The organism is Paraflavitalea devenefica (genome assembly GCF_011759375.1).
GTDB lineage: Bacteria > Bacteroidota > Bacteroidia > Chitinophagales > Chitinophagaceae > Paraflavitalea > Paraflavitalea devenefica.
Genome location: NZ_JAARML010000009.1, coordinates 122,482 through 143,837, shown reverse-complemented (window position 1 = coordinate 143,837; position 21,356 = coordinate 122,482). Strand labels below are relative to the sequence as shown.

At 47.1% G+C, this 21,356-nt stretch carries 16 protein-coding genes and 2 tRNA genes; 11 read left to right on the top strand and 7 right to left on the bottom strand.

Going from position 1 to position 21,356, the window contains the following annotated elements; translation table 11 throughout:
* The first annotated feature begins 486 nt into the window (after positions 1 to 486).
* Together HB364_RS31695 and HB364_RS31690 are read left to right on the top strand one after the other, a co-directional pair.
* Complete coding sequence (locus HB364_RS31695) at positions 487 to 708, top strand: hypothetical protein (protein ID WP_167292469.1); 222 nt, start codon at positions 487 to 489, stop codon at positions 706 to 708.
* 17 nt (positions 709 to 725) lie between these two features.
* Positions 726 to 2,276, top strand: coding sequence for a DUF6119 family protein (locus tag HB364_RS31690; protein WP_167292468.1), 1,551 nt, complete (start codon positions 726 to 728; stop codon positions 2,274 to 2,276).
* Between the two features lie 612 nt (positions 2,277 to 2,888).
* On the opposite strand, the gene HB364_RS33700 is transcribed toward HB364_RS31690, so the two are convergent.
* The 4 genes from HB364_RS33700 to HB364_RS31675 form a co-directional block, all read right to left on the bottom strand.
* The gene (locus tag HB364_RS33700; protein ID WP_394353253.1) at positions 2,889 to 3,140 is read right to left on the bottom strand and encodes a DUF6036 family nucleotidyltransferase; all 252 of its coding nucleotides are present in this window, start codon (positions 3,138 to 3,140) and stop codon (positions 2,889 to 2,891) included.
* Between the two features lie 223 nt (positions 3,141 to 3,363).
* Positions 3,364 to 3,437 (bottom strand) — tRNA-Pro (locus HB364_RS31685).
* 82 nt (positions 3,438 to 3,519) lie between these two features.
* Positions 3,520 to 3,610 (bottom strand) — tRNA-Ser (locus HB364_RS31680).
* 121 nt (positions 3,611 to 3,731) lie between these two features.
* On the bottom strand, positions 3,732 to 4,637 hold the full coding sequence (locus HB364_RS31675) for a hypothetical protein (protein WP_167292467.1): 906 nt from the start codon (positions 4,635 to 4,637) through the stop codon (positions 3,732 to 3,734).
* A 591-nt stretch (positions 4,638 to 5,228) separates the two neighbouring features.
* Here HB364_RS31675 and HB364_RS31670 point away from each other — a divergent pair.
* The 7 genes from HB364_RS31670 to HB364_RS31640 all read left to right on the top strand — a co-directional run bounded on the left by HB364_RS31670 (position 5,229) and on the right by HB364_RS31640 (position 15,668).
* Positions 5,229 to 5,789, top strand: a complete 561-nt coding sequence (locus HB364_RS31670; protein WP_167292466.1) for an RNA polymerase sigma-70 factor — start codon at positions 5,229 to 5,231, stop codon at positions 5,787 to 5,789.
* Between the two features lie 81 nt (positions 5,790 to 5,870).
* Positions 5,871 to 7,073, top strand: coding sequence for a FecR family protein (locus HB364_RS31665; RefSeq protein ID WP_167292465.1), 1,203 nt, complete (start codon positions 5,871 to 5,873; stop codon positions 7,071 to 7,073).
* Positions 7,074 to 7,368: 295 nt separating this feature from the next.
* Positions 7,369 to 10,710 carry a SusC/RagA family TonB-linked outer membrane protein gene (locus HB364_RS31660; protein ID WP_167292464.1) on the top strand — a complete coding sequence of 1,114 codons (3,342 nt, stop codon included), beginning with the start codon at positions 7,369 to 7,371 and terminating at the stop codon, positions 10,708 to 10,710.
* Positions 10,711 to 10,721: 11 nt separating this feature from the next.
* Positions 10,722 to 12,188, top strand: a complete 1,467-nt coding sequence (locus tag HB364_RS31655) for a RagB/SusD family nutrient uptake outer membrane protein (RefSeq protein WP_167292463.1) — start codon at positions 10,722 to 10,724, stop codon at positions 12,186 to 12,188.
* Between the two features lie 15 nt (positions 12,189 to 12,203).
* The gene (locus HB364_RS31650; RefSeq protein WP_167292462.1) at positions 12,204 to 13,010 is read left to right on the top strand and encodes a DUF4843 domain-containing protein; all 807 of its coding nucleotides are present in this window, start codon (positions 12,204 to 12,206) and stop codon (positions 13,008 to 13,010) included.
* 21 nt (positions 13,011 to 13,031) lie between these two features.
* A complete protein-coding gene (locus HB364_RS31645) occupies positions 13,032 to 14,453 on the top strand; it encodes a PKD-like family lipoprotein (protein ID WP_167292461.1) in 1,422 nt (473 codons plus the stop codon).
* Between the two features lie 96 nt (positions 14,454 to 14,549).
* A complete protein-coding gene (locus tag HB364_RS31640; protein WP_167292460.1) occupies positions 14,550 to 15,668 on the top strand; it encodes a TlpA disulfide reductase family protein in 1,119 nt (372 codons plus the stop codon).
* 129 nt (positions 15,669 to 15,797) lie between these two features.
* On the opposite strand, the gene HB364_RS31635 is transcribed toward HB364_RS31640, so the two are convergent.
* The 3 genes from HB364_RS31635 to HB364_RS31625 form a co-directional block, all read right to left on the bottom strand.
* Entirely contained in the window at positions 15,798 to 16,055 is a 258-nt protein-coding gene (locus tag HB364_RS31635; RefSeq protein WP_167292459.1) for a carboxypeptidase regulatory-like domain-containing protein, read from the bottom strand.
* A 92-nt stretch (positions 16,056 to 16,147) separates the two neighbouring features.
* Positions 16,148 to 17,155: a trypsin-like serine peptidase gene (locus tag HB364_RS31630; RefSeq protein ID WP_208420165.1), complete on the bottom strand. Its 1,008-nt coding sequence runs from the start codon at positions 17,153 to 17,155 to the stop codon at positions 16,148 to 16,150.
* A 527-nt stretch (positions 17,156 to 17,682) separates the two neighbouring features.
* The gene (locus HB364_RS31625; protein WP_167292458.1) at positions 17,683 to 18,951 is read right to left on the bottom strand and encodes a PepSY-associated TM helix domain-containing protein; all 1,269 of its coding nucleotides are present in this window, start codon (positions 18,949 to 18,951) and stop codon (positions 17,683 to 17,685) included.
* A 352-nt stretch (positions 18,952 to 19,303) separates the two neighbouring features.
* Between HB364_RS31625 and HB364_RS31620 the strand changes: the two genes are divergently transcribed.
* Together HB364_RS31620 and HB364_RS31615 are read left to right on the top strand one after the other, a co-directional pair.
* Complete coding sequence (locus HB364_RS31620) at positions 19,304 to 20,065, top strand: superoxide dismutase (protein WP_167292457.1); 762 nt, start codon at positions 19,304 to 19,306, stop codon at positions 20,063 to 20,065.
* A gap of 414 nt (positions 20,066 to 20,479) precedes the next feature.
* Entirely contained in the window at positions 20,480 to 21,316 is an 837-nt protein-coding gene (locus HB364_RS31615) for a hypothetical protein (RefSeq protein ID WP_167292456.1), read from the top strand.
* Positions 21,317 to 21,356: the final 40 nt, after the last annotated feature.

Genomic DNA, 21,356 nt, shown 5'->3' with positions numbered 1-21,356 from the left:
GTAATGCAGTCTGGTAAATGGTTTCATGACATAATTGCATTCTCTCGCCAACGGCGTAATCTTATGAAACGGATGAGACCAGCGCTTCAACCATAAACAGTGCAAGCTTTTTTATTAATAGGTATAGTTGTCAGTTGTTCCATCTGGGGCTGACAGGGCTGGCTATGTGCGGCTGAAAATTTGACCTGGTACCACCGGCTGGCATTGTAATTAACCTCCTTACCAGTCTTTTACGACCATAGGCCTGCGGTTAAAGGATACCGGTTATGCTGTCTTTGAAAAAAAGCGAAGTATAATGTGTAACAAATAGCCATCAGCACAGACTAATGATAAGTTTAAATGTTAAAGCTACAACTGCCTATTGTAGTTACAATTTATGTTTTCTATTTTGGTGTTATCCTTAGTATGATCCCGTCCAGACCTTCTTACCATCCTATGCAATACGTTTTCAAATTCCTATAGTCCACGATTACTAAACAATTGTATATGCAATCACTGGTCTTTAAGCTGGTGGTCGTTGCATGGCTATGCGCATCCCTAAATAAAGATGTGTACGTCTGCAAAGACCCAGGCTACAAGCACTATTATAAGGAAAAGTCGTGCCGCGGACTGGATAACTGTAGTACACGGATATACCAGGTTACGGTAAAATATGCGACCGACTGGCGTGCGGGTGGTGCTATTGATTTCGATGCCAGTCATAATTAGCTAAAATTATCATTTTTATGATTAAGACTAATAAGCTCACAGTGTACCTCGTTAAAGAGGGTTACGAGGACCCCGTCAGGATTGTGAAGCATCCTGCAGACCCAGTTGTAATTGGAGAAGTCGGTCGTTTTTATTCGGTAGATTCCAGAGTTCGCCCGCCTGCATGGATGACCAAATTTTTTGGTGACCGATTAACTGGGTTAGCACTTTTTATGGCTAACGCAAAAGGTGTTTTTGTTACCAGTATTGAATATGAGGGACGGCGGGTACATTTTGCGCTGACGTTTGGAACAGGTCGTCACATGCTCAATACAGAAGCTATTGAGGAAAATTTTGGATTGAAAGTAACATTGAATTCTGTTGATGAAAAAAGTATTAAGAGCATCGAAAAGAGTACTATTGGCGGAAACGGTAAAGTCAGTAAAGAACAGCTAAGCAAAAGTAGCGAAGCTAAAGACTTCGGCATTGATATCGAACAAGATTTAGTTAGAGCAATAACCGGTAAATCTAAAATACTTGGTTTTGGTAAGACAATTACTGGTGACGATCCATTCTCTTTATCTGCGAGGATTAATGTTGACAACCTATCCGACGCATTAACTTTGTGTTACCGACAATATTTGAGTGAAGATTATAAGGAGCATTTTGACTGGATCGATCAAATTCAACATATCAAAAATCCGGTCTTAATAGGTGAGCTGGAGGACGTTTTGATTCAACAGTTTAATGAATCGGAATTTACTAAACTATGGATGGCTGCTCCTGACCTTGTAAACTGGAATGATCTTGAGGGATTTTATTATTTACCTGGTCAGGAAGAACCGTTGGATGATTTGTACATTGAAATGTTCAGAGACCAAGTAGGAGAGGTGGCTGGAATTTCGGATATAAAGGGGTTCACAGTTTTAGCTCAGTCCGCGTCCGGGGAAAATCAGGTTGGATCATGGAACGCATATAAGTGTCTTTACGGAGAAGTAACTCATAACGAAAGAGAGTATGTTCTTAACAATGGAAACTGGTATGAAATAAACAATGATTTTGTGGAAAAGGTTAACAGGTATTACGACAATATACCGGTGTCGGAAATTGGCTTGCCAGATTACGATCATGATGATGAAGGAGCATACAATACTGCTGTTGCGGAAGCGGATGATAGCCTGTTGCTTATGGATCAAGATCCCGTTATGCATGGTGGGGGAAGTAACAAGATTGAGTTTTGCGATTTGTACTCTAAAGGTAGGAAGATAGTACACGTAAAACATGCTGCAGCTTCTTCTGTCCTCAGCCATTTGTTTATGCAGGCCATGAACTCTGGTGAATACTTTTCAATGGACAAGGATTTCAGAAGAAAATTAAACGATAAGCTTCAAGATGAATGGAAGCTAGCCAGGACAGCCACAATAAATGAGCGGAGTTATGAAATTGTAATCGCAATAATAAGCAAAAGGGGAGACGATAGACCTCATATTCCCTTTTTTAGCAAGGTCGGGTTAAAAAATACAGTAAAAAGATTAAACGGCTTTCACTATAGAGTAAGTATAAAGCGAATTCACTCGTTAAGAGATTGATCTATTATTTTTTGATAAAAATTAAGAAGCTCAAAAGTAATTGAGGCAGCTTCTTTGTTTATTATGGGGGCTTATCCAAAAGCCTGTATAAGAAGACGTGGAGAGAGGCGGTGTTTAGTACTGTTTTTGTGGTTAATGTGAGTATGGTCAGAGGTAAAACACTAACAGTAGTCTTCAAGAAAAATCACCAAAATCAGGGAATACTGCTGCCTCCTGATCTTAACGATTTAATTGGCCCCAACCATCCTGTATGGGTTGTGGATGCCGTGTTAGAGCGGTTGGATATCAGGCAGTTAGTTCAATAGTATAAGGCAGGCGGTACCGTCGGGATGCGCTACCGGCAAATTGTAAAAAGTAAAATGTGATGCAGAAAGATGGCTTATCTTCTTGTCCCGGCTCTGACCCCAAGATAATGTTAGCACTACAAAAAGTTCCTTGTTTCTGCTTCGCGGTTGGATTGCCGATCATTCCGGCTTCTATCAACCACATGAGCAGACGACCAGAACTGAAGCAACTGACCATTGCTCTCCAAAGTCTGTTTGAGCCTTTCCATGGGAGATTTGGAAAGCCAAAGCTTCAATTGAAGTTCTTTAATATGCTGTGGAGTATCTGTCATTTGTTTATCAGATCGAAGGTACGTAATTTCAATTGTTTAATCCAACTTGAGATATACTCCCAGTTCAGGCTATCGACGACAAGCAGGCTTTTAATATCTTCTATTTGTACAGCAGATTGAAAGTCTTGTATCCAGATCAGCTTCGATATTAAAAGGTCTTCCGGCGATACGACATAAATAGCTTTTCCGAAATAATCGACTTTTAACCGACGTTTAAATTCCTCTTGCCTGAATGGATCATTTTTCAAGACGACGAAATCTGCTTTATACCCCTAAAGCGATACTACCCGAGAGCATATACGGTATCTGATATTGATCAAGAATATCTGTGATCTTCTGAAAGAAAGCATAGGGCAATCAAGTTACTTTAAAGTTCGCAACCAGGAAGAGAAGATAAAAATCATCTGACCCAAACAGCAATGTTTGGCCAGAAAATAAAAAAGCGACCTCTTACGAGATCGCTTTTTTCAGTCGGGAAGACAGGATTCGAACCTGCGACCCCCTGGTCCCAAACCAGGTGCGCTACCGGCCTGCGCTACTTCCCGTTCCTGTTTCTTTGTCAGCTTGGACCAACTTAGAAACTACATTTACCGGATACTGCCGTGCTGAAAACGGCGTGTTCTTCAGCGGAGAGGGAGGGATTCGAACCCTCGATACAAGTTTAAGCTCGTATAACGGTTTAGCAAACCGGCCCTTTCGGCCACTCAGGCACCTCTCCTTTTTTTCGGGACGGCAAAAATAAGAGGAAAATCTCAAATGGCAAATTCAAATACTATTCCTCCCGGAAATAATAATCCATTGCAACGGAATGCATTATGAAAATGACAGTATTCCAACATTCACTCCAGCAAAACCATCTCCCGAAAGAACGGCATTATGTCATAATAACTCCCCACATTTTGTGTTTTCTTCCCTCCCTCGTTGCCTTGCTGCCTCTCACTGGCGCAAGTATGCAGTTCGGCCTCGTGCGGCTGGGTACTTGTGCCCATAGCTTCGCCTTCCACCCTCACCGCCTCCAGGATCCGCAAGGCGCTGCCCTTTACCAAAACCTCTTTCCCCTCCACCACCTTATAAAACTCCATGCCCAATACCTGCACCATCACCTTTCCGGCGCCCGGTTCCAGCCGGTGCTCGAAACAAATCCCTTCTGGTGCTTTCTTACGCAGTGGCAACAGCTCACTCCGCTGCACATCCTGCCTGTAATGTCCATGAATAAAATCAATCATTGCCACCCCTGATACGATACGGAAATGCGTAGCCTCAACGGGAAACCCTTTTCGCTTCCGCGCAATAAAACAAGGCACTTCCGTCCGGCAGACGCCCGTCTCCTCATCCAGTTGGTGCATCAATGGCACAGGCAACGCCTGCTCCAGCAACAATTGCTTATTAAAATCAAAACCACGCAGCAAACCGGTATCTCCCTTCGAAGCCCGGCGACTTCCCAGGTCACTCACACCATCCTGCCGGGCGGCCCTGCAAAACAAACCATTCATACGCCCGTTCAGGGAAGAACCCGTTCTTCCATTCAGCGCCGTGCCCAGTGCATGCCGCAACAAGGTTGCCTCTTGAATGGCCAGTTGAAACTCGGCCGCATTGCGCCGGGTGCGTTTGAAATTTTCATGCGTCAGCACCTTCTCCCTGCTAGGACCAGGTTTCATACCTGCAATAATACCATCCTCCGTTTTGCGGAACGTCAGGTCAGCAATCGTTCCGCGGAGCTCAATTAAACTGGTCACTTTTGCCATAAGATTGGGTTTTATCCAAACTTACAACGCCGCATACCCCCTTTCCAAATGGGCATGTCCCGTTTCGGTCCAAACCTGCACAAATGGCCGATTTGTCCGTTTTTTGCACTTTTTGTCTCAAAGCACCGGTATTTTTTGCACACCGAAAAAAGGCGTAATTCATCGGAAACCATTAGCCGGGGTTCCGCCTTAGGTCCAGGCAAGATGCACAACAGATCAGCCTACCTGGTCGCAAGCCAGAACCAAGCCAGTAGTAAGACAATAGCAAGACAGTAGCAAGAAAACAACCCTCAAATGCAGGCGGGACGCGGAAATTGCTCCAGAGGCAGTTGAACACCACCAGGTAGGAGAGAAGCAGAAAGATAATATAAGCCGCTGTTATTCATATAAATGGAAGTTACAAAAAACACCATAAAAAACCAAAAAGCAGCCTATTAATTTGCCGGGAACTTACCACCTTCCAGCCTTCCCGGCTATTCTCCAAAATGAACCAGCACTGTTAAAAACCAATTTTTAACTACCTTCAGCCCCGTAGCACGCAATCTCCAAATGGCTCTGAATAGCACATATAGCGACGAACAGTTGTTAGCAATGTTGCGTAATGATCAGGATGAGGCTTTTGTCGAAATCTATAATCGTTATTGGGACAAGCTATTAGCTATTGGTTATAACCACGCCCGCAACAAAGAAGTAGCTGAAGAGATCGTACAGGATGTATTCATGAGCCTGTGGAAACGCCGGCACGAAACAGACATTGACCGGCTGGAAGCCTACCTCGCCACCGCTGTAAAATTTACCGTCTTCAAAACCCTGGCCCGGGAAAACAGGCGCAAAGCCCTGCTCGCAGGTCAGCCCCTGGAAATACCCGCCTCCCCCGATGAAGCGGTCATTGAAGCCAAATTCCTGAAAGAATACCTCGATGGGGTAGTAGCCGGATTACCCGAAAAATGCCGCCTCGTATTCACCTACAGCCGGGAACATCAGCTCTCTACAAAAGAAATAGCCGATACCCTGCAGCTATCCCATAAAACAGTGGAATCCCACCTCACCAAAGCCCTCAAAACCATCCGGTATTACCTGGGCAACTACCGCTTTTTCAATTTCTTCCTTCAATGTACGGCGGCCTGCTATATTTTCTTAAAAAAAATATAACATACACTCAGGGTATAACGCCACTCATGGGTACATAGTTGTACGGCCTGTGCAATGGCCCCTGTAACCAATAACTGACGTATGACTTCCGAACGGCTCGCTACCTTAATTGATAAATACCTAAGCAATACTGCTTCCCCGGAGGAAGAGCAGGAACTCACGGCCTGGTACCAGGCTGCCAATGAACAGGAAGTGCAATGGCCGGTAGCCGATGAACAGGAAGCTACAGCGCTGAAGGCGAAGCTGTTGAACCGCTTGCAGCAGGCGATGCACCCTGCACAGGCTACCATACCTTCAATCCCCTTTTACCGCAAAATGAAATGGCAGGCTGCCGCAGCCATCGGGCTACTTATCAGTGCAGGCGCCTGGCTATGGTTCAGTCGTTCTCCGCAAACCGGTCCTGTTGCAATCAATAAAACAAATACCACAGTTCCCATTGTGCCCGGTGGTAATAAAGCCATACTCACCCTGGCCGATGGCAGTACCATTATATTAGACAGTGCAGCCAATGGCATGCTCAGCCAGCAAGGATCAACAAAAATTCTAAAAACAAATAGCGGCCGGTTGGCTTATTCTCCCTCTACCGGAGAAAGTCAGGGCGAGATCGCTTATAACACCGTCTCTACACCCAGGGGCGGACAATATGAGATCATCCTGCCCGATGGCAGTCATGTATGGCTCAATGCAGCTTCTTCGCTGCGTTTCCCCGCCGCCTTCAGCGGTAAAGAACGAACAGTAGAACTTACTGGCGAAGCCTATTTCGAAGTAGCCAAAAATCCCAGCCAACCTTTTAAGGTATTTCTTCCCCCCCTTCAGGGCCCCCCAGGGGGGGCCGTTGAAGTACTCGGCACCCATTTCAACATCAACGCCTATCACGATGAAGCCAATATAAAAACAACCTTATTGGAAGGAAGCGTGAAGATCGAAGCTGGAGGTCAGACCTCAGACTTCAGACCTCAGACTTCAACTATCCTGAAACCCGGTCAACAGGCACAAATAAGTGATAATTCGTCCTCCATTCGTGTAATTCCTGATATAGATACCGAAGAAGCCATTGCCTGGAAAAACGGCAAATTCCAATTCAACCAGGCCGATATCAGGACCGTCATGCGGCAGATCGCCCGCTGGTATGATGTGGAAGTAGTGTACGAAGGAACAGTGTCTGCCGAAAAATTTGAAGGAGAGATACCACGCAACAGCACCCTGGCGGAAGTATTCAAAATACTCGAGATCAGCGCTGTTCATTTTAAGACGGAAGGACGGAAGATCATTGTGATGCCATAAATACAAACCCATTAAGTTGTCTCAATAATTGCTGCCACGCCTATAAACCAAAACGAACCTGTATCCTCGGTAAAAAAGTAGAACCATTGATGCAATAGCCCCTGAATAATCAAAAACAGGTTGTCCATATAAAAAGGCCGCCAACGGTGCAACGTTGACGGCCGGCATGGGCAAACTGTGTAACAAACTTGAGGACTGTTATTGTTTAACCCAATTACTTAAAAGTATGATTTTTACCATTCTTTGCAAAGCCGTGTGCAAACGACGGCCGGCAAAGTCCAAATCCATCCGGGTAATGAGATTAACTGCTATCCTGCTTCTCCTCGGCTGTTTGCATGTAACAGCCGCAGGCAATGCTCAGAAAGTGAGCATCAACCAGGAAAACGTGCCCATCAAAAAAGTATTTGCACAGATCAAAAAGCAAACCGGGTACGTATTCTTCTACAACGCACGTCTGCTCGCCAATGCGGGGCCGGTAACCATTACGGCCCGGGATGCAGACATGAAAGCGGTGCTGGACCAATGTCTCAAAGACCTGCCGCTTACTTACAGGATCATTAATAAAACAATTGTCATCAGTGAAAAACCACGGGAAGAACCGGTCCATATCTTACCCGATTCGCTCCTGAAAATAACCGGCAACATCATAGATGATTCCACCAACCAGCCGGTCATGGGAGCCAATATCTCCGTGAAGGGCTCTAAGGTGGGGGTGATCAGCGATAAGCAGGGTGGGTTTGCTGTACAGGTAAAGCGTGGGCAAACACTCGAGGTCAGTTATGTAGGATATGAAACCCAAAGCATACGGATCAATAATGATGCACACCTGAAAATACGCTTGCGGTTAAGCGCTCATAAAGATCCCCTGGCCAATGTGGTCATCACAGGTTACCAGATGATCAACAAGGAAAGCTACACCGGTAATGCAGTAGTGGTATCGGGTGAAGAGCTTAGAAAAGTAAACCCGGTCAACATCCTGCAAAGTATCCAGGCATTTGATCCCTCTTTCCGCATAGCCGATAACAACCTCGTAGGTTCCAATCCCAACCGTTTGCCCAACATCAACCTGCGGGGATCAACCGCCCTGCCCAGCGGCTCCGGCGAAATACTAAGCAGGGCCAGTCTGCAGGGCAATGTAAACCTGCCCACCTTCATTCTCGATGGTTACGAAGTAAGTTTGGAGAAAGTATATGACCTCGATAACTCCCGCATCCAAAGCATTACCCTCCTGAAAGATGCTGCCGCTACGGCTGTATATGGTTCCCGCGCTGCCAATGGAGTAGTGGTCATTACCACCAAGGCGCCCAAAGCCGGTAAGTTGCAGGTGTATTATAATGCCGACTTCACCGTGTCTGGTCCCGATCTCACAGATTATGATCTCCTGAATGGAGAAGAAAAACTGGAATATGAACGCCTGGCCGGATTATATGAAACCGTGGGTACCCGTTCTGCCGATCAGCAGGAAGCCATATACTATCAGAAAAAGAAAAATGTAGTAGGCGGTGTCAATACCTATTGGCTTTCGCAACCGCTAAGAACAGCCATTGGTCAGAAACATTCCATCTACCTCGAAGGTGGCAATTCCTCCATACGGTATGGTATAGACCTGCGCTACCAGGCGCAGCCCGGCGTAATGAAAGGCTCCACCAGGGACCGCTATAGTATTGGTATGGACCTTTCCTACAATCCCAGCACCAAATTCCTGTTCAAAAATACTTTAACCGTAACCCAGGTAGAGGCCAAAGAATCACCTTATGGAGACTTTGGAAGTTATGTAAGAATGAATCCTTACTATCCCAAAACGGATAGCCTGGGGCGCATCCTGCAGGCGGTAGATGACTGGGTCATTGATACACGCCAGTCAGGGGCAGGCCAGTTCCAGACCAATACAGTGCTCAGCCCCTTATACAACGCTACCCTGAAGTCTTTTCACAAAGCCAACTATCTTGAGATCATAGACGCTTTTTCCGGTGAATGGAACATTGCCTATGGACTGCGGTTGCGTGGCCTCATCAGCCTCACCAAGCGTAAGCATACCGGGAATACTTTTATTTCCCCCCTGGCCAACCGGTTTTATTTTTATCCGGCCGATAAGCTCGATGAACGCGGCAGCTATACCTATGATGGTCAGGATGAACTGGCTGTTGACGGAAACCTTACACTGGGGTTCAACAGGCAACTGGGCAATCATTTCTTTAATACCACACTGGGCGCCAACATCAGGACCTATTCCAACGAATTTGCCAGTTTCACCGCCATTGGTTTCCCCAATGACCGGTTTACCGATGTAAGCTTTGCACAGGGATATGCAGAGGGTGCTTCCCCTACCAGCTTCTCCAATAAAGAAAGGTTAATCGGTCTTTTCTTAAGTGGCAACTATTCTTATAAAAATAAATACCTGCTCGATCTTTCTATCCGTGCCGACGGCTCCTCCAAATTCGGTACCGATAATAAGATCGCCCCCTTCTGGTCTGCAGGCATTGGCTGGAATGTGCACAAAGAAGAAAACTTCCGCTATCGCGCTATCAGCACGCTCAAGCTCAGGGCCAGTACGGGTATAACAGGTTCGGTGAACTTTGAACCCTTCCTGTCTGAAACATCCTTTAACTATTACCGGGACTGGTATTCAACCGGCATCGGAGCTGTTGTTAGTACCTATGGCAACTCGTCCCTGCAATGGCAGCGTACGAAGAGTTACGATGCAGGTATAGACCTGGGTCTGTTTAAAGACAGGATCCTCATCTCTCCCCGGTATTACTATAAGCTCACTACCGGTTTGCTGGCAGATATTACATTGCCGCCCTCTACCGGGTTTCCATTCTACAAAGAGAACCTGGGCGATATGAAAAATGAAGGCTTTGAGCTCAATATAAAGGCCAATGTGATCAAAGCGGGGGACTGGTTTGTAAACCTGAGCATGAACATGGCCCGGAATAAAAATACCATTGTAAAAATTTCCAATGCCCTCAAGGCCTACAATGATAAGGCTGATGAGCAGCAGCAGTCCGATACTTATAAAGGGGCTCCACTCGTTCGCTACCAGGAAGGCCAATCACTCAACACCATCTATGCGGTACCCTCATTGGGCATTGATCCGGAAAATGGCCGGGAAATATTTGTGAAAAAAGATGGTACACATACCTATGACTGGAATGTAAAAGACATCGTGGCGGTGGCCGATAATACACCCATTGCCGATGGGTTCTTTGGCGGCAGTGTTGGCTACAAAGGTTTCCTGATGCAGGTGCAGTTCTATACCCGCTTTGGTGGAAAGGAATACAACCAGACACTGGTAGACAGGGTAGAAAATGCCGACCCAAGATACAATGTAGATAAACGGGTACTGGAACAACGGTGGAAAAAGCCCGGCGACCAGGCGCTCTATAAGAACATTGCCGACCTGGGCACTTCCTGGTTATCTGATCGCTTTGTACAAAAAGAGAACATACTTGAGCTCAGCTCCGTGTACCTCTCGTATGATTTCACCAAAGCCTTTTGTAACAGGCTATCCATGAAAAACCTGCGCCTATCATTAACGGCCAATGATGTGTATCGCTGGTCGAGCATGAAAATAGAAAGAGGGTTGGATTATCCTTTCGCCCGCGCACTCACCTTCTCCCTTCAAACAAGCTTTTAAAAATGCAGCACATGCAAAAACAATACTTACTGATAATACTCACCACGCTGGTACTGGCTTCCTGCAACAAATGGCTGGATGTACAGCCGGAGTCGATAGTGGCTGATGACGAACTGTTCAAAACAGAAGCAGGTTTCCAGGAAAGTCTTAATGGTATATATACCCGCTGTACCGGGCAAGACCTGTATGGTTATGAACTCACTTCCGGCCTGCCGGAAGTATTGGCGCAGAACTACTACATCTTCCAGGACGACAAATGGGGATACAAACAAACAAGCCTGTACAACTACAAGGACCCCGTATTCGTTTCACGGAAGGACCTGGCCTGGATGGGATTGTACAATACAATAGCCAACTGTAACCTGCTGTTGCAGAAACTGGACCAAAACAGGTCGGTGCTTTCTCCACTGAACTATGCGCTTATCAAGGGAGAAGCATTAGGGCTCAGGGCCTGGCTGCATTTGGATGCCTTGCGTTTATTTGGCCCTTCTTTTGGAACAGAGCCCACTGCCAAAGCCATTCCCTATGTTGCCAGCTATAGCAACAAAACCACTCCCTTGTCTACGGTTACAGAAGCGCTCACCAAAATGACAGAAGACCTCACCAGTGCCAGGGACCTGTTGAAACCCGTTGATCCCATCGTGACGGCTGGTTACATCGTGGGTTATCCCGGCGACACTACCACAAGGGAATTAAGGAACCCCTCGCTCTTCCTGCAAAACAGGCGTCATAGAATGAACTACTACGCCGTATGTGGTATGCTGGCAAGGGTAGCGCTCTATGCCGGCAAAAAAGAGCAGGCATTGGCCAGCGCCCTTGAAGTCATCAATGCAAAAAAGTTCCCCTGGACAAAAACGGCCGATTTCATTACGGCTGATACCAAGAAAAAGGACAGGATACTATATCCTGAGCTGGTGTTTTGTCTCTTCAATAACCGAAGCACGCAGATCTATGCCGACCGGTATAGTTCAAGCCTTAGCTCCTTGTACATCGAAGCCAATGCAGGTAACAACTTATATGAATCCGGCAGCGTAGGCGCCGAAGACCACCGCTTCAAACAATGGTTCAAACTGGTCATGGATGTTTCCGGCAGCCGCCTGGAGCTACAGAAATACCTGCGCGATGGAGAAGAAAACCTTCACCCGCTCGTAGCGCCCGCTTTGCGTTTAAGCGAGCTATATTATATAGCTGCTGAATGCACCTGGGATGCAGACCAGGCAAAGGCGCTTGAGTACTTCAATACAGTTCGCTTCAACAGGGGCATTGGCACATCGCTGAATGCAACCTCCAAAGAGCAGTTCCTGAATGAGCTCATCAAAGAAGCACGTAAAGAGTTCTATGGCGAAGGGCAGGTCTTTTACATGTACAAGCGGCTCAACAAAAACATTGTCGGTGCGTCCGGATCATCCATACCGGCCAGCCAGGCAATCTTTGTGTTCCCCCTTCCCAATGATGAAATTGAATACGGTCAACGTTAAACCAGGCAGTCACTTATGAAACAAACAATCATAGCCACCCTCTTTATAATAACCGGCCTCTCCTGTAAAAAAACACAGGAAATAAGGTATCACTCCCACGACAATGTGTATTTTGATTTTAACCCCGCGTCCGACAGGGATAGTATCATTTACACCTTTGCCTATACGCCCAGCTTAATGAAAGATACCGTCTTCCTGCCCGTGCGCATCTCCGGTATCCGGGTTGATCACGACAGGAAATTCGGTATCATGGTAATAAATGAAGGTACCACGGCAACTGCCAATACACACTTCGAGCCGCTGAAGGGTGAATACACCATGTCGGCAGACGCTGGCACCTTCCGGCTGCCTGTTGTATTGTACAATACCGATGCGGCCCTTGCCACAAGATCGGTGGTGCTCAACCTGAAGCTGACACCCTCCGCTGACCTGGACACTACGCTCAACAAGATCATCAAAGCGAAAATTGTACTCAGCAACAAGCTGGAGAAACCAGCCTGGTGGTCTTTCTGGCCGCTTGGCAGCTATTCCCAAACAAAACACCAGCTATGGCTCATTGCCACGGGGGTAAGAGACCTTACCATGGTGGGCACCGATGCTCCGCAAAGCCTGTACTTTATCGGTAAGCTCAATGGCTTGCTCATGGATCCTTTTGGCTGGGTAACCAATAACCCTGCTAAAGGGTATGTGCTTACGGCACGCGGTGATGGCAATTATGACTTTTACAGCACCGAAAACCCGGCAAAGAAGATCCTCCTGCGTAAAAACACTTCCACTGGAAGGTTTTACTTCATTGACGAAAATGGTATCGAGATCGTTTAATACCAACCAAAAACTACTTCGATGAATAAGTTATTCGCAACTATATGGGTAGCCTGCTTACTATGCCTGGCAGGCTGTTACAAAGACAAAGGCAACTATGACTACCAATACCCGGAAGAACCGAAGGTGACCAACCTCGATACCCTATATGCGGTGTTTGTAGGTGATAGCCTCATCATTAAGCCGGTGGTAAATATGAGTAACAAGACCAACCTGCATTATGAATGGAGGATCGCAGTGCCGGAACAGCTTACACAACTCTCCTTCAAAGGCCCTGAATTACGTACCATCTTTGGCCTTAATGCTTCCCGCTATAATGGACGTTTTACCATCATAGACAGCTCCAATGGCATGAAATACTTTTATTCCTTTGTCGTGCAGGGTAAAACAGACTTCTACAAGGGTACCACTGTACTAAGCAGGGAAGGAGATAAAACACAGCTTTCATTCATCAAGCCGGATGGCACCATACAGCCCCGTATCTACCAGGCCCTGCACAATGGGGAAGAGCTGGCAGCGGATGGGCAGCAGGTGATAGCCATCGTGCACCAGTTCATTGCGCCGTCTGATGTTACATCCTATTGGATACTGGGCAAAAATGGAGAGAACACCGGTGTACAGATAGATGCCAATACCTTTAAAAGGACAAAATACCTTAAAGGTAACTTCTTCGATCAGCCGGCAGTGGCCCAGCCGGGCCAGTTTGAATGTTCCGCCAATGGTGTATTGCAGGGTGTGGTCAATGGTAAACTATACGTGGGCGCTACCCAAACATGGTCTGGCAGTCCCGTCTATGGCATGTTTGGCCTGCCTGCTGAAGGGGATTACAGTCTTTTCAAACAAGCTGCGTTCAATGGCGTAGCGCCCTACTTCCTGGGGTATGACGTGAACAGGAAACAATTCGTTGGCTTTACCAACTTCGGAAGTCCGGCCTACATTGGTACTACTTACCAGGTTGCCAGCACCACCGCTTTTGACCCGGTAAACGTAGGACTGGATATGGTTTACTTTACGCAGGTCAACAACAACAATTGCTTTGCTTTCGCCAAAGACGGTAGTGGTGTATTGCAAGAACTCAAATTCGGAGCGGCATTCATGGGCTTCGTCAAACTATCACCTGAATACAAGCGGCCATTCAGCCAGCCTGCACTCATCACAACCGATACCAAATGGGCCGTCACGCCGGCAGAGATCTTCTTCTTCTCATCAGGTTCCACCATCTACCGGTACAATCCGCTTAACCAGGAAATAAAACCCCTGGTGACTGATTTCGGTGGTAAGACCGTGTGTATGGTGAAGGTCATTGACAATGGCAATACCTTACTGGCAGGTACAGAAGGTTCCTTGTACTACCTCGACATCAGCACCGGTAAATTCGGCGATATCATCAAAAAAACAGATGGCATCCCCGGCGCCCCGATAGATGCCGCATTCAGGAAATAATGACGCTCTTAGATTGTCATTGTCTTCCCCGCAGAGTCTCCCGAAGGGGACTCTGCGGAATTAAACACTCACACAAACAACTTATAAATTAATATTATGATCAAATTCCCAAAGTCAGGCATCCTCCTCCTGGCCACAATAGCCATCATTTCCCTGAGCTGGCAGCAGCTTCGCAAAGCAGAAGAATTCACTGTTACAGGCCATGTAAAAGGTTTTACCGATGACGTCGTATTCCTCACCCATGGCACCTTCAACAATACCAAAATAGACAGTGCAGTCGTGAAAAATGGCCAGTTCGTATTCAAAGGAAAAGTAGGGGAGCCGCTGCTGGGCATGCTCTTCTCCCGCAATTACAGGTTGCGCCTCGACCTCTTTATTGACAAAGGCCCCATTACCATTACCGGCAATATGGACGACCTGGATAACCTCAAAGTAGCCGGATCATCATCAGTAGTCAATGAATATGAAGTATTCAACAAGCAGATCATGGCCAACAGGAAACGGGTCAACAACCTCTTTCAGGAAGCTTACAAGGTCAAACAAGCCGGTGATACTATTGCCGCTAAAAAGCTCGAAGCAGATGGCAACAAATGGTATGCGTATGAATACGAAATGCGCAAAAACTACATCATAGAACATCCTGCCAGCCCTGTCAGCGCCCGTGAGCTCGTCATGTATACCAACACTAAAACATTGGCGGAGTGCACCAAATACTATGCAGCACTGGACCCTAAAATAAAAGCATCCGAACAAGGAAAAGAGGTTGCTGAACGCATTGCCATCCTGAACAAAGTGGAAGTGGGCAGGCAGGCATTGGCCTTTACGCAGAATGATGTGAATGACAAGCCCATTAGCCTCGACTCCTATAAAGGAAAATACGTGTTGCTGGAGTTCTGGGCGAGCTGGTGTGGTCCCTGCCGGGCAGAGAACCCCAACCTGCTCAAACAAAAACAACTCTTTGGCGACAAGGGATTCAACATCCTGGGTGTATCGCTCGACAAAAACAAGGACCTCTGGGTAAAAGCTATTGAGAAAGACGGGCTCACCTGGACACAGGTATCAGACCTCAAAGGATGGAACAATGACATTGCTGTCCTGTATGGCATCAAAGCCGTGCCTGCCAACTTCCTCATTGATCCTTCCGGTAAGATCATTGCGCAGGACCTGCGTGGCGAGGCGCTCAATAAAAAACTACAAGAAATATTTCACCCCTAGCCGTAACATTTATCCGTACCCCCGTTTCCCTAAGCAACACCGGCAGTTTCCCGTTACTGCCGGAAAACCAAAAGCAGTCTCAACATTGGGACTGCTTTTTTTTATAACACAGATTGGCAACCGGTAATATTATATCCCGATATTCAGTACGCTGTCAGCATCCACCTGCACACTTACTGTTTTTGATCGTTCACCATACTTTATCAGCAAAGTATAAGTGCCTGGTATCTTAATGGCCGGCAGGTAAAATACGCCTTCCTCATCCGACTGGGAAGCGATGTCGGGGTGTTCATCATGGCCACCGGTGATCATCACAATGGCGCCCGCCACTGGTTTGCCCGATGTATGGTCATGCAGTACGCCTTTCACACTTTTGGTAACAATCATGTGATAATGGTTTGTTTTATTGATCCAGTACACAATAAGGAAGCAGGAAAGGAGTAGTGTTAGCCACACTAATCCCTTCCTGCTATTGTATTTTACATGCCCAGTGTTTTCCATGACTGGATATTATTAAACACCGGTGTTACAATGCGGGTGGCGGAATTGCCGGAAATCAGCCCGTTCGTATGGATGCCTACTGCATAACGTGCAGTGCCCACCTTTATCCATACCGGCGATCCGCTTTGGCCGCCCATCGTGTCTATTTCATAATAGATCACCCGGGGAGCGGTGGATTTTGCCCTGCGTGCCATAAACCATTGCTGATCGCCTCCCTTATCACCCGGGTATCCAGACAGGTTCAGGTAGGAGTTCAGCAGGTAGGCATCGTCTTTAACAGCAAATCCAAATACACCAGTCTTGTCGCCCGGCCGGCAATTGGCAGGTAAAATAATAGCGCCGTAATCGTATTCTCTCTTTTTGTCGTTAACCCAGCCGGCCACACTTCTGAAGGCGGTGCCGGTACAGGAACCATAGGGCCTGGTGGCGTCATTCATGCCGGGTATCACTTCAATGCTTTTGGGCCAGCCGCCGTGTTCATGCATGTATACGCAATGCCCGGCAGTGATCACCGTACGTGGTGACACCAGCCATCCGGTGCCGATCCATCTTGTATTGTCCTTGGCGGTGATCCGCAAGGCACAGATCGCTCTCCAGGGGAAAGTAGTCGTAGCAGTGATCCGTACCCGGTCGTCTGTGCCGATAATAACTTCCGCCATGCTTTGTTCGAACAATTCGGGGTAGCTGGCAAAAAAGGCATCCCGGCTGAATACGCCTTCTTCCGGTACTTCTGAGCCGGCTTCTTCCAGCAGTTCACCGATGCCTGTTTCGGTTTCGGTGGTATTCAACATTTCCTTATCAGCTTCACCGGGTCTCGTTAATACAAGACCTTCCACTTCTTCCACTTCTGTTTCTGTGCCAGCGTCTGCTCCTGTCAGGTTGGGCGGTAATGATTCAATAACGGTAGGACGCGCAGTCGTAATTACATTTTTTTCACCATTGCCATTTTTGGGATGCAGTGTTGCTGTGAAGGTTTTTGGCTTCATAAAATTGTTTTTTGTGTGATTGAATACAGAAGATAAAAGAGTCAAGTACGGCGCATACTTTTCTGTTTCCTGCTGCGAAAACATTCACCTTTTTGTATTGGCTACGGGCAATACAAAACCATAGAACTTATTAAAGCCATTGACAGATTAAACCATAACCCGGAACAGGCCGAAGATCTCAGGCAGGCAGCCCTGGTATATTTTTTCATTACGTGGAATGAAGTGCAGCGTGGGATGTGCAGGAGAGTAAGCGATTATTCCACATAATGCCGGAAGGTATAGGATGCCAGTTTTGAAATTTCCTTATCACTAAGGCGAACACAAAATCAGTACGATGGTTATGATTTTTGATATTCCCGATCTGTTGTAGATACTAAACCCATTCGTCTTCCGGGCCAAAGGTATATGAATTAATTATAATCTCATTATTTCTACTAAAAACCACCGGGGTAAGCAGGCTCTTAAAATTAATGGTTACACATTAAGGGGCATAAAATCAGCTAACCGCTAAAACCTAACGGCTACAGCTAACAACTCAGCGCCTCCACCAGTTCCTCTTCCTTCACCTTCAGGAGTTCTTTTTTGGGAAGAGCGGCCTTCGTCTTTTTCTTCTTCTTGCCCCACCAAACCATAAATCCGGTTATGGGGAGCGAAGCGCAGATCAGGCTGGCAAAAAAGGCGAGGATCTTGCCCGGCCATCCAAGGATAGCGCCCACATGCACATCATAATTCATGCGGTGTATTTTATCGGCCGTAGGAGCCTTGTCGTAGGGAATATTATACAGACCACCACCGTCTTTCAGTTCGGCCAGTGTATAGCGGTCAAAATAGCGGAATCCGCGGCGGTAATGCGTGCCATCGTCAGGATTATACATCAGCCCTATAGGGTCCGATTGCTTGAGGGGAAATTGTATTTGCAGTGCGCCTGCTTGTGCAGCAGTGGCATGATCCCGCTGTGCCTGTTGCCAGATGCGGTCTTCGGGCTGTGTGTACAGGGCTGTCAGGGTAGTCGTATCAGAAAAGGGCCGTTTGAACTCCGGTAAACTTTTCCCGCCCGAAGTGATCCAGTAGGATGATTTGGCCCACCACTCGAATCCCCATACCAGCCCGGTCAATGCGATCACCAGGGCTACTGCCAGCACATAAAAACCAAGCACATTGTGCAGGTCGTAATTCACCCGTTTAAAACTTGCCTTCCACTTAATCTTAAAGCTCTTGTTGGCATTGGCTTTCTTCAGGTTCTTCGGCCACCACATGATCAGCCCGGAGATCAGCAGCAATACAAAGATCAGCACGGCCGTAGAGATCACCGGCTTGCCAATCTCCTTGTCCAGCCATAAATACATATGGCCCTTTAATACAAACCGGAAAAAATCACTGTTATTATACTTCTTGTGCAGCAGCTTCCCGTCGTAGGGGTTCACATAAAAGAGGGCAGGCCCCTTTTTCGGGTCGGCATACGATACGGTCGCTGCTTTGTCCTTACTGCCATAATAAGTCACATTAGCCAGGCGCTTGCCCAATGAATCCGCCTTATTGCCAAACACCTGCGCAGCGGTCATCTGCCGCAATTGGGAGGGAGGGAGGAAGGGTTTTTCCTGGGCTTCTACAAACTGGTAGCGTTGGGTATAATGGCGTATATCCTTTTCAAACACATAAATACAACCGGTAATACTTACGATAAACACAATCAGGCCCGATGTCAGTCCCATCCATAGGTGTAGCCAGCTATTGATACGGCCAAACAGGGATTTACCTTTCTTACTCGTCTTATTTTGTTGTTGGCGGGAAAACATGGGTGCAAATATTTGAAAATTATAACCCTTCGGGTTATACCACCCGGAAAATTGGCTTACGCAATGCGGAAAATCTTCCGAAAACCAGCCTTCCCCGCAGTGCCTCTTCCTTTTCCCGCAGTGTCTCTCCCGTGCCGGGCCTTGTGTGCAGGTGGAGGACGCTGCGGCTGCGTTGAGTCCCCGTAGCGTACGGACGCTGCGGATTAATCAAATGTTAACCAGGTACACATATTAGCTTTATGTCAGACCTTTGATAATCAGGTATTAAAATTGCATTAGGCAAATATTTATTTGTTGTCCCAACGCACAATCATTGTAATATTGTTCCTTCATACCTAAAAACATCTTTACTATGGCAAACAACACCAATAATCGCCGGGAATTCCTCAAAACCACCGGCAAGGCAGGATTGGCGGCTGCGCTTTCCCTGCCTGTGCTGGATACCCTGGCCTTCGGTTGTAACCAGGCGCCCGCCGTAAAAGCGGGGGCAGGTACGCCTTACGAGCAACAACCGCTGCCGTATGCCTACAATGCCCTGGAGCCGGCTATTGACGCCCAGACCATGGAGATCCACTATACGAAGCATGCTGCTACCTATGCCAAAAACCTGGCGGATGCGGTAACCGCCGAGAAGGTGGATAAAAATGCCACCTCACTGGAAACCCTGCTGGCAGGTATATCCAAATACTCTCCCAAAATGCGCAACAATGCGGGCGGGCATTATAACCATGAACTATTCTGGAAAACCCTCAAAGCACCGGTGGATGGCGCCAGGCCAACCGGTAAGTTGCTGGCTGCGATAGAAAAAGACTTCAACTCCTTTGATGCGTTCAAAACACAGTTTACCGATGCTGCCAAAAACCGCTTTGGCAGTGGCTGGGCCTGGTTAATTGCCGGTAATGATAAAAAACTGGCCATTGTGTCTACCCCCAACCAGGACAATCCCCTCATGGATATAGCCGAAGCAAAAGGGTTTCCTGTATTGGGATTGGATGTTTGGGAACATGCCTATTACCTCAAATACCAGAACCGTCGCCCGGACTACATCACTGCCTGGTGGAATGCCATCAATTGGGACTTTGTGCAAAAACGCGCCGCCGACATCATCGGATAACATCACTACCAGGTATAATCAAATTACGCGCTGCGGGACTTAGCTCTGCGGGACTTGCAGTCCCGCAGTTCTATTTCCGGGCCTTTGGCCCGTCCCGTCTCAACAGCGAAGCAAAAGATCCGCTATCGAAGCAAACGCCCACTTGCCATTCCCCACTTACCACTCGCCCCTTTCCTTAACCCTAATCAAATTATCAACATTTTTAATAAGCATTTCTTGCTTTTGCCTGAAAAAGGTACTAACCTTGCTCTCGTTTTTTACACCTGTACGCAATTCACACCTGAATATTACTTACCAACCCAGACAAGCTCCGTACATAGCTGAAAACTCACCTGTAAACAGCTTCTGATTAAACTCATTGTTTCCGTGTCAGCCACGGAAAACGACTTATTATTATTCGTTAAACCTTGATCTATGTCCAGGCACTTTTCCTATGTCGTTATCCTTAACCTTATTGGTTTAGCCCCGTTGGCAACGGATTCGTCTGTATGGTCATCCCCGCCTGCTACCAAAGGCATCAATGCCACCTGCGCCGGTGAGTGGGCATGGCATAAAGAGCTTATCATGGATAAGCGTGATAGTTTATACAATGCCATAACAGGGAGAGAAAAAAGTCAGCGCTGTAATGACAGGTGCGGACGGGAAATAACCTTGCTCAAAGACCGGTTAGCTGGTCTGGATAAAATAATACGCATCATCCACATGCTGGAAAAGAGTGATGATGAATACATACTCCGGCCTGCACACAAGGCGGAAGGCTCTCTTTCCTATGATACTCATAAAAAATGTATAGTGCTCACCGTGGGCTCCACGGCCAACTTCATACATGAAATTACCCATGCGGCGCAATACGAAGCAGGGGAGATCATCTTTGATGCTACCCTGGATAAATCTTACCTCCAGGACCTCTATGATGAAGTAGAAGCCTACCAGGCGCAGTTTGCTTATGACCCGTCATCTGTTGCGGCGCTTATAGCCGGTTCGGTAGCCCGTTCACCGGAACAAATAACCACTCAATGGGTGGCGGGCCTTCAGTCTTCAGATGGAGAAAAAACATACCAGGAGCATAGCAGGATCAGGGTCAACATTCATTCCAAAAAAGCGACCCTGCTCCAGGCTTATCCGCAATTCGAAAACCAGTTTAAATCCTGGGCCGATGACTGGACCATGAAAGAGGCGCCGGGTATCATCTATAAAAAACAAACGCTAACATTTACAGATTATTTAGGGTATTCCCAAGTGCTCCGGTAAGCCCTTTGCAGTTATTCATTGACTTCCCAACTATGATGCG